We start from the raw sequence: 10106 nt of genomic DNA, 5'->3' as shown, positions 1-10106 counted from the left end.
TGTTTGGGACTGAGTTTGCGGCGGATAAGGGTTTGGAAACCTGTTTACGCCTGCGCTATCGGGCTGTCTTCTTCCTGCCGCTCTTCTTCGTGTTCCGCGCTGTTGAGCAATTTCAGCAGTTTTTCGGTTTTTTCCGAATCTTCGCTGCGGAGGATTTTAGCGGTTTCGGTTTCGAGCAGGGCGGTGTTGCTGTGCAGGATGATGTTTTTGACGGGCAGAAGATTGTTGGGGTTCATGGAGAATCGGCGCAGCCCCATGCCCAGCAGCATCCGCGTGTAGGCGGTGTCGCCTGCCATTTCGCCGCATATGGAGACGCTTTTTTCCATGCGGTTGGCGGTGCGGATGATGTGCTGGATGGTTTTCAACACGGCGGGGTGGCCTGGCTGGTAGAGGTGGCTGACGCTGTCGTCGCCGCGGTCAACCGACAAGATGTATTGAATCAGGTCGTTGGTGCCGATGGAGATGAAGTCGGTCAGTTTTAGGATGCTGCCGACGGTCATGGCGGCGGACGGGATTTCAATCATGCAGCCGACGCTGACCGTGCCGAAGGTTTCGCCGCGTTCGGCGAGCTGGCGTTGGGCGGTGTCGAGGTGGATCAGGCATTGGCGCACTTCGGATAGGGAGGTAATCATCGGCCACATCATGCGCACGGGGCCGTGAACAGCGGCACGGAGGATGGCGCGCATTTGGGTGCGGAACATGACGGGTTCGGCGAGGCACAGGCGGATGCCGGTGAGTCCGAGCGCGGGGTTGAGGCTGCCGTTGGGGGTGGAATTTTGACCGAACCAGCGGGGATTTTTGTCCACGCCCAAATCGACGGTGCGGATGGTGATGCTTTTGCCTTTCATTTTTTTCACAATCGCGCTGTACACTTCGTACTGCTCGTCTTCAGACGGCATGGTGTCGCGGTTGAGATAGAGGAATTCGCTGCGGAAGAGTCCGACGCCGTCTGCGCCGAAATTGTGCAGGGCTTTGATGTCTTCGGCGGATTCGATGTTGGCGAGCAGCTCGATGTTGATGCCGTCGGCGGTGGTGGCGGCGGTTTTTTTGAGCTTGTTGAGTTCGCGCTTGTGGAGGCGGTATTCGCGGGCGAGGCGGCGGTATTCGTTGAGGACGACTTCGTCCGGATCGATGATGAGGACGCCGTTGATGCCGTCAACGATGACGGTTTCGTTTTCGGTAATGAGCCTGCGGGCGTTGTGCAGCCCGATGACGGAAGGGATGTCGAGGCTGCGGCCTAAGATGGCAGTGTGGCTGGTCGGGCCGCCGACATCGGTAACAAAGGCGGTGATGCGCTGCTCTTTAAAGAGGACGGTGTCGGCGGGGGAGAGGTCGTGGGCGATCAGGATGGTGTCTTCAAACAAGCCTTCGTTGAGGTTTAAGTCGTTGCTTTGCCCGACGAGGTTGTTGTGGATGCGGCGGACGACTTGCAGCATGTCTTGTTTGCGTTCGCGCAGGTAGTCGTCTTCGATGTTGTCGAACTGGGCGGCGAGCTTGTCGCTTTGCTGTTTCAACGCCCATTCGGCGTTGATTTTTTGTTCTTTTAAAATATCGACGGGTTCGCGCGAGAGGGTAACGTCGGTCAGCAGCATGAGGTGCAGCGAAATAAACGCGCCCAATTCGGTCGGGGCGTTTTCGGGAATCGCGCTGCGCAACTGTTCCAACTCTTTGCGCGTGGCTTTGATGGCGGCGTCGAAGCGGGCGGTTTCGGCGTCGATGAGGTCGTCTGAAACGTCGTATTGCGGCACTTCCGCCGTGCCGCGCGTAATCAGGTGGGCTTGTCCGATGGCAATGCCTTTGCCCGCGGCGACACCGTGCAGCACGATACTCATTATTCGCCCTCGCCGAAGTAGTCGTTGATTAAGTCGGTCAATGCCTTCATGGCTGCGGCTTCGTCCAAGCCGTCGGTTTCCAGCTCGATGATTGTGCCTTTGGCGGCGGCGAGCATCATTAAGCCCATGATGCTTTTGCCATTGACGCGGCTTCCGTTTTTCGTTACCCAGACTTCGCTTTGAAACTGAGACGCGGTTTGGGTGAATTTGCTGGAAGCGCGGGCGTGGAGTCCGAGTTTGTTGATGATTTCGATTTGTTGTTTTTGCATGTTCGGCTTTCGGGTGTGCGGGGTCGTCTGAAAACGTGTCGGTAGGCTTAGACGGCTTCGGCGTGCTGTTTGCACACCAAATCTTCCGGTTCGGCGGTGATGGCGAAAATGCCTTTGACGGCGGCTTCCTTGACCGTTTCAGTAAAGGCGGCGAGGTCTTCCGCCATGGGCGAGTATTGGGTCGCTTTAATCATCATCGGCGCGTTCAGTCCGGTCAGGATGGCGGATTTGCCCGCGCGAACCAGCCTGCGGGCAGCGTTGCACGGCGTCGCGCCGAAGATGTCGGTCATAATCAATACGCCGTGGTTTTCAGGAAACTCTTGCAGCGCGGCGATGGCATTGTTGATGATGTCGTTTTGGTCTTCGTCAGGCTCCACGCCGAGGATGCGGATGTTTTCCGGCATTCCCGTGGGGAAAAAATGATGGGTCAGGCTGCGGTAGGCTTCGCCTACTGCCTCGTGGGTAATGATTAAAAGGTTGATCATGATGTGTTCCCTGATGATTTTATTCGGCCGGTGTGGGCGAAGGTATCGTCCGTTCACCCGCCACATAGCACGATATGGTGGCACAAAGGTCGTCTGAAAAGGTTTTCAGACGACCTTTTTTAACTCGGCATCAGCCTTGGTTGAGCGCGTAAATCTCGCCCAAATTGCGCCAGCAGCCCGCCGCATCCATGCCGTAGCCGAAGACGTAGCGGTTGGGAACATCCAGCCCGACATAATCCGCTTTGGTCGGTTTTTCCTTGTCGATCAACTTGTTGGCAAACACAGCCGCACGGCAGCTTGCCGCCCCCATTTCCAAGAGCTTGGACTGAATCGCCGACATCGTGTGGCCCTCATCCAAAATATCGTCCAATACGATTACATGACGCCCCCGAATCTGCTCCGGGTCGGGCATCCGTTTCCAGTTGAACGCGCCGCCCGCCAGCTTGTCGCCGTAACGGGAAACATGAACATAATCAAAGTCCAACGGAAAGCGCAACAGCGGCAGCAACTGCCCCGTAAACACCACCGCCCCACCCATCACAGGCAGCAGGAGCGGATATTTGTCCCCCAAGTCGCGCGTAATCTCGTCCGCCACTTTTTGCAGCGCGGCACGGCATTGGTCTTGGTCGAACAAAAGCTCGGCATTATCAAGCATGGCTTGGGTTTCAAGGCGTTTGGTTTCTAAATCGATCATGGTAAACGGGGAAATCAGTTGGGAAAAAGGAAATTATAACCCCAAAACGGGCTGAGGTCGTCTGAAAACTCGGAAACCTAAGTTTTCAGACAACATCTTTCAATCTCAAACCCACCCTTTCTTAATCAGATTAGGAAATGAATGAGATACCGTCAAAGCAAACCGTAGCGCGGGTTCTATAGCAAGCATACTTAACCTTAAATACAGCATATCATCAAATTCCGTCATTCCCGCGCAGGCGGGAATCCATCGTAAAACCTGAGAAACCTTGATTTAAAAAAACAGTTTCTAAATTTCAAAAATGGATTCCCGCCTGCGCGGGAATGACGAAAGTAGGTAAGTTGCATAGCGAAAATAAAGTAATTCAGCTATACCTACGAAACAGATGCGAGGACAACTGTCCGATTTAGACTGGCAGGCGGCAAATCTCGCGGGCAAAGCCCACGCTACGGGTTCGGTTTATCCAAAGCGCGCGTCGATTTAAAAAAGGTCGTCTGAAAACTTGGGAATCCAGTTTTCAGACGACCTTTTACCGTTCAAATCGGGCTTTATTCAACCGTAACCGATTTCGCCAGGTTGCGCGGTTTGTCTACGTCCGTGCCGCGTGCGAGGGCGGCGTGGTAGGAGAGGAGCTGCACGGGGATGGTGTGCACGATTGGCGAGAGTACGCCGACGTGGCGCGGGGCGCGGATGACGTGCACGCCGTCGGTGGCGTTGAAATTGCTGTCCAAATCGGCGAAGACGAAGAGTTCGCCGCCGCGTGCGCCGACTTCCTGCATATTGGCTTTGACTTTGTCCAACAAGCCGTCGTTCGGCGCGATGACGACGACGGGCATGTTTTCGTCCACCAATGCCAACGGGCCGTGTTTCAATTCGCCTGCGGGATAGGCTTCGGCGTGGATGTAGGTGATTTCTTTCAGCTTCAACGCGCCTTCGAGGGCAATCGGGAAGTGGATGCCGCGGCCTAAAAACAGTGCGCTGTTTTTCTTGGCGAATTTTTGCGCCCATGCGGCGATTTGCGGCTCAAGGTTGAGAACGTGTTGGATGCTGCCGGGCAGTTGGCGCAGTTCTTCGACGTATTCGCTCGCTTTTTCGGCGGAAACCAAACCGCGCTGTTTGCCCAGCGTCACCGCCAAGCCAAACAATACAACCAGTTGCGTGGTGAACGCTTTGGTGGAGGCGACGCCGATTTCTGCACCGGCGCGGGTGTACAGTACCAATTCGCTTTCGCGCGGCAGGGCGGATTCCATGACGTTGCAGATGGACAGGCTGTGTTTGTGTCCCAAAGACTGCGCGTATTTCAGGGCTTCCATCGTGTCCAAGGTTTCGCCGGATTGGGAGATGGTGATGATCAGTTGTTTCGGATCGGCAATCACGTCACGGTAGCGGTATTCGCTGGCGATTTCCACGTCGGTCGGGATTTTGGCGATGGATTCGAGCCAGTATTTGGCGGTCAGCGCGGCGTAGTAGGACGTGCCGCAGGCGAGGATTTTGATGCTGTGGATGTCATCGAACACTTCGCGTGCGTTCGCGCCGAAGTTTTCTGGTTCGAAGCCGCCGTCAAGGAAGACTTCGGCGGTATCAGCGATGGCGCGCGGCTGCTCGTGGATTTCTTTCTGCATGAAGTGGCTGTATGGGCCCAATTCCAGTGAAGCGAGCGACAGTTCGGATACTTTGACGGTGCGTTGGGTTTCGGCACCAGTCTTGTCGATCAATTTGTCGATACCGTTCGCGCTCAATACGGCGATGTCGCCGTCTTCCAAATAGGCGATGCGGCGGGTAAAGGCGATGACGGCGGACACGTCGGAGGCGATGAAGGTTTCTTGGTCGCCCAATGCCACCAAGAGCGGGCAGCCCATGCGTGCGACCACCATTTCTTCAGGTTTGTCCTGCGCCATCACGGCGATGGCGTACGCGCCGTGGAAACGGGCGGTGGCAGCGCGGACGGCTTCAAACAGTTTGCCGCCGTTTTGGGTGTATTCGTGATTGACACTGTGAGCGATGACTTCGGTGTCGGTTTGCGATTCGAAGGTGTAACCCAAGGCTTTGAGGCGTTCGCGTTCGGCTTCGAAGTTTTCGATGATGCCGTTGTGGACGACGGCAATCATGCCGCCGGAGATGTGGGGGTGGGCGTTGGGTTCGGTCACGCCGCCGTGGGTCGCCCAGCGGGTATGGCCGATGCCGATGTGTCCGAACACGCCTTTTTCGCGCGCGGCGTCCTCCATCAGCTGCACGCGGCCGACACGGCGCACGCGTTTGATTTTGCCGTCCATATTCACGGCGATACCCGACGAGTCGTAGCCCCGATATTCAAGGCGTTTGAGACCGTCGGTCAGAAAATCGACTACATTGTGATTGGCGCGGATAGCGCCGACGATACCGCACATATAAGTTCCTTAGTATCTAAAGTTGAAAAAAGACAAGACGCCGGCTTCCGTACGCCTTGCCCGCACATTAATCAGAGCGAAATATATCATACTGAATTATAAGGGGTAGCTTTAGAAAGCTGACTACATCCTTTACCTAGACATCTATTTAATAACAAGGTTCATCTTTCAATATGTTATTTTCCTTCTTACCCTATTTTCCAAGGGTAATTTTCGTAAAATTGTTGACAATATTGACCGTTTTCACATGAAAATTTGCGCTGAATCGAATTTTTTACACTCTCTCGTTTCAAATTTCTAGTTTAATTACTTAGAATATATAACCAATTTATTTTAAAATAATGGAATTTTCAAAAATATTTTTATATTTTATTGGTTATATATACCAAATAATAAAATTCTCAAAAAAATAATGTCAACAATTTTCATCAAAACCGCTTGGCAGGCAAAAAAATTAGGTTTATATTGCTTTCCACAAATTCATCATCCTTTCCAATCTAATCCACAGGGAGCATAAAATGACCGATTTGAACGCCTTGTTTGCCAACCTCAAACAACGTAACCCCAATCAAGAGCCGTTTCACCAAGCGGTTGAAGAAGTATTCATGAGCTTGGGCCCGTTTTTGGCAAAAAACCCGAAATACACCCAACAAAACCTGCTTGAACGCATCGTCGAACCTGAGCGCGTCATTATGTTCCGCGTCACTTGGGTGGACGACAAAGGACAAGTCCAAGTCAACCGCGGCTACCGTATTCAAATGAGCTCCGCCATCGGCCCTTACAAAGGCGGCTTGCGTTTCCACCCGACCGTCGATTTGGGCGTATTGAAATTCCTCGCCTTTGAACAAGTGTTCAAAAACGCCTTGACCACCCTGCCTATGGGCGGCGGCAAAGGCGGCTCCGACTTCGATCCCAAAGGCAAATCCGACGCCGAAGTGATGCGTTTCTGCCAAGCCTTTATGAACGAACTCTACCGCCACATCGGCCCGAACACCGACGTACCTGCCGGCGACATCGGCGTAGGCGGCCGCGAAATCGGCTTCCTCTTCGGTCAATACAAAAAAATCCGCAACGAATTTGCCTCCGTCCTGACCGGCAAAGGCCTCGAATGGGGCGGCAGCCTTATCCGTCCCGAAGCGACCGGCTACGGCACCGTGTACTTCGCCCAATCCATGCTGCAAACGCGCGGCGATTCGATTGAAGGCAAACGCGTGCTGATTTCCGGCTCCGGCAACGTCGCACAATACGCCGCCGAAAAAGCCATCCAGCTGGGCGCGAAAGTGCTGACCGTTTCCGACTCCAACGGCTTCGTCCTCTTCCCCGACAGCGGCATGACCGAAGACCAACTCGCCGCGCTTATCGAGCTGAAAGAAATCCGTCGCGAACGTGTTTCCACCTATGCCAAAGAACAAGGTTTGAAATACTTTGAAAACCAAAAACCGTGGGGCGTTGCCGCCGAAGTCGCCCTGCCCTGCGCGACCCAAAACGAATTGGACGAAGAAGCCGCCAAAACCCTGCTGGCAAACGGCTGCTACGTCGTTGCCGAAGGTGCGAACATGCCTTCTACTTTGGGCGCGGTCGAGCAGTTTGTCAAAGCGGGCATCCTGTATGCGCCAGGCAAAGCCTCCAACGCCGGCGGCGTGGCAACTTCAGGCTTGGAAATGAGCCAAAACGCCGTCCGTCTAGCTTGGAGCCGCGAAGAAGTCGACCAACGCCTATTCGACATCATGCAAAGCATCCACGAATCCTGCCTGAAATACGGCACTGAAAACGGCAAAACCAACTACGTCAACGGTGCGAACATCGCCGGTTTCGTCAAAGTCGCCGATGCGATGCTGGCGCAAGGCATTGTGTAAGTCTCATTGTCCTGACTTTAGGATGTGGAAAGGTCGTCTGAAAACCTTGAATCGGGGTTTTCAGACGACCTTTTTTATAGCCTGAGGGCAAATTTATTGTTACAGTCTGTCCATTGCCATTTATTAGGAGCCATTATGCTGAGCCGTTACGTTTTTCTATCTGCCTGCCTCCTCTCTTGCGCCACCTTCGCACAAACCTTGTCCCAAACCCTGCCCAACGGTCTGAAAATCATCGTCAAAGAAGATCGCCGTGCACCTGTCGCCGTTTCCCAGATTTGGTACAAAGTCGGCAGCGTGGATGAGAAACCGGGCAAAAGCGGATTAAGCCACGCCTTAGAACACATGATGTTCAAAGGTACGCCTTCCGCACCATCAGGCGAATACAGCAGCCGCATCGCCCGTTTGGGCGGCGATGACAATGCCTATACCAACCGCAGCGAAACGGTATATTACGCCAATATCGCCTCTGCCAACTTGCCCGAAGTCCTCAAACTTGAAGCCGACCGGATGCACAACCTCAATTTCAGCGATAAAGAGTTCGCTAACGAAATGAACGTTATCCGAGAAGAACGCCGCCAGCGTACAGAAGACGATGCCGGCGGGAAGATGTGGGAGCAAATCTACCTGAACAGCTTCACCCTACCCTCCATGAAAGCCTCCGTTATCGGCTATATGGAAGACCTGCACACCTTGCGTGCCGACGATTTGCGTGCTTGGTACAAACAATTTTACGCACCCAATAATGCCGTTTTGGTCATCGTCGGCGATGTCGATGCCAAACAGACCCTGCGCACGGCGGCAGGATTGTTCGGCAAAATACCGCGTAAATCTTTGCCTGAACGGAACAACCTGAAAGCCGAACCGGTCAAACGCGCCCCTTCCTTTGCCCAAGCTTCCTCTCCCGTAACCCGTCAACCGTTGGTTGCCATCAGCTGGCGCGTTCCCGCCCTCTCCCGCCTTAACGATAAGCTGCCTTACGCCTTGGATGTCCTGACCGACGTTTTGGCGGGCAACACCTCCAGCCGTTTGGACAAAAACCTCGTACGCGGTAAACAGACCGCATTAAGCGCAAATGCCCATTACGACCTGCTCAGCCGCGAAATGCCGCTTTTCGGCGTATTTGGAATGCCTGCTGAAAACGTATCCGCCGAGACCCTGCTTACGCAGATGAAGTCCGAAATCAAAGACATCGCCGACAACGGCATCAGCAAAGAAGAACTCGACCGCATCAAAGCACAGGCATTGGCGGGCGAAATCTACGCGCGCGACTCCATGGTTTCACAAGCTTCGCTGATGGGTCGTTTGGAAGCGCGCGGGTTCAAATATTCCGATGAAGCCGCAATCCGCCGCCGCATACAGGCCGTAACCGCCGAAGAAGTACAACAAGCCGCACAAATGCTGACGGACGACCGTTCAAGTACCGTCATCATCATGCCGGAAACCGCCCCTCCCGCACCGGCAGACTATACGGCAGTAAAAAAGCCTGAAAAACAATGACAAACCGTTTTCAGACGACCTCTTGCTGTGCGATAATGCCAAACGATAATATCTTAACGTAACCGATAAGATAAAATTTACCGTGTTCCATTATCACCCTGACAAAACATCCTTCTTACACTGAGGTCGTCTGAAAATGAAATCCCCCTTTTCCTCCGTTTTCCATACCGCGCTGACCATCTCTTCCGTTCTGATCCTCAGCGCATGTCCAAGCAACACTTCCCCCGTCAACCCGCCGCGGCACAACACCCAAATCACCCCTCCCCCCAAACCGCAGGCAGTCGTTGCCTTGGCACTCGGCGGCGGCGCATCCAAAGGGTTTGCCCATATCGGCATCATCAAAGTCCTCAAACAAAACGGCATCCCCGTCAAAATCATTACCGGTACGTCGGCAGGCGCCATCGTCGGCAGCCTGTATGCCTCCGGCGCAAGTCCCGACCGTTTGGAATTGGAAGCCGAAATTCTCGGCTCAACCGATTTGGTCGATCTGACCCTATCCACCAGCGGCTTCATCAAAGGACAAAAACTGCAAGACTACATCAACCGCAAAGTCGGTAACCGCCCGATTCAAGACTTCCCGATTAAATTCGCCGCCGTCGCCACCGACTTCGAATCTTCCAAAGCCGTCGCCTTCAACCGCGGCAATGCCGGACAGGCAGTCCGCGCATCCGCCGCCATCCCCAACGTGTTCCAACCCGTCCTGATCGGCGGCCGTCGATACGTTGACGGCGGACTGACCCAGCCCGTACCCGTCAGCGCGGCAAAAAAACAGGGAGCAAACTTCATCATCGCCGTTGATATTTCCGACAGGCCGTCTAAAAACCTCAAACAAGGCTTTTTCTCCTACCTCGACCAATCCATCAACGTCATGTCGCAATCTGCCCTGCAACATCAATTAAGCCAAGCAAATGTCGTCATCCATCCCCAAGTCTTGGACTTAGGCGCGGTCGGCGGCTTCAGCCAAAAACAACGTGCGATCGCCGAGGGGGAGCGTGCCGCGAAAGCCGCTATTCCTGAAATACGGCGCAAACTGGCAGCTTACCGCTACTAAGCCTTTAGAACGTGTTCATTGTCTCAGCCTCTGCT

General features: G+C 54.0%; 8 protein-coding genes. 3 read left to right on the top strand and 5 right to left on the bottom strand.

Annotation, left to right across the window (positions count from 1 at the left end):
• Nucleotides 1-44: 44 nt before the first annotated feature.
• From ptsP to glmS, 5 genes are all read right to left on the bottom strand, one after another.
• Nucleotides 45-1832 carry a phosphoenolpyruvate--protein phosphotransferase gene (ptsP, locus tag HMPREF3066_RS04935; RefSeq protein ID WP_070440840.1) on the bottom strand — a complete coding sequence of 596 codons (1788 nt, stop codon included), beginning with the start codon at nt 1830-1832 and terminating at the stop codon, nt 45-47.
• Nucleotides 1832-2101: an HPr family phosphocarrier protein gene (locus HMPREF3066_RS04930; protein WP_003767811.1), complete on the bottom strand. Its 270-nt coding sequence runs from the start codon at nt 2099-2101 to the stop codon at nt 1832-1834. The genes ptsP and HMPREF3066_RS04930 overlap by 1 nt, the downstream gene beginning before the upstream one ends.
• Nucleotides 2102-2148: 47 nt before the next feature.
• Entirely contained in the window at nt 2149-2586 is a 438-nt protein-coding gene (locus tag HMPREF3066_RS04925; RefSeq protein WP_070440837.1) for a PTS sugar transporter subunit IIA, read from the bottom strand.
• Between the two features lie 130 nt (nt 2587-2716).
• Entirely contained in the window at nt 2717-3280 is a 564-nt protein-coding gene (locus HMPREF3066_RS04920) for a hypoxanthine-guanine phosphoribosyltransferase (protein ID WP_070440835.1), read from the bottom strand.
• Between the two features lie 548 nt (nt 3281-3828).
• Entirely contained in the window at nt 3829-5667 is a 1839-nt protein-coding gene (glmS, locus tag HMPREF3066_RS04915; protein ID WP_060975520.1) for a glutamine--fructose-6-phosphate transaminase (isomerizing), read from the bottom strand.
• A gap of 518 nt (nt 5668-6185) precedes the next feature.
• Here glmS and gdhA point away from each other — a divergent pair.
• From gdhA to HMPREF3066_RS04900, 3 genes are all read left to right on the top strand, one after another.
• Complete coding sequence (gdhA, locus tag HMPREF3066_RS04910) at nt 6186-7523, top strand: NADP-specific glutamate dehydrogenase (protein WP_070440831.1); 1338 nt, start codon at nt 6186-6188, stop codon at nt 7521-7523.
• Between the two features lie 135 nt (nt 7524-7658).
• A complete protein-coding gene (locus tag HMPREF3066_RS04905) occupies nt 7659-9020 on the top strand; it encodes a M16 family metallopeptidase (RefSeq protein WP_070440829.1) in 1362 nt (453 codons plus the stop codon).
• A 136-nt stretch (nt 9021-9156) separates the two neighbouring features.
• Entirely contained in the window at nt 9157-10071 is a 915-nt protein-coding gene (locus HMPREF3066_RS04900; protein WP_070440826.1) for a patatin-like phospholipase family protein, read from the top strand.
• Nucleotides 10072-10106 lie beyond the last annotated feature (35 nt).

Source organism: Neisseria sp. HMSC03D10 (assembly GCF_001807625.1).
Classification (GTDB): domain Bacteria; phylum Pseudomonadota; class Gammaproteobacteria; order Burkholderiales; family Neisseriaceae; genus Neisseria; species Neisseria mucosa.
The sequence above is the reverse complement of the archived record's forward strand: the minus strand, read 5'-3'. Positions and strand labels throughout refer to the sequence as shown.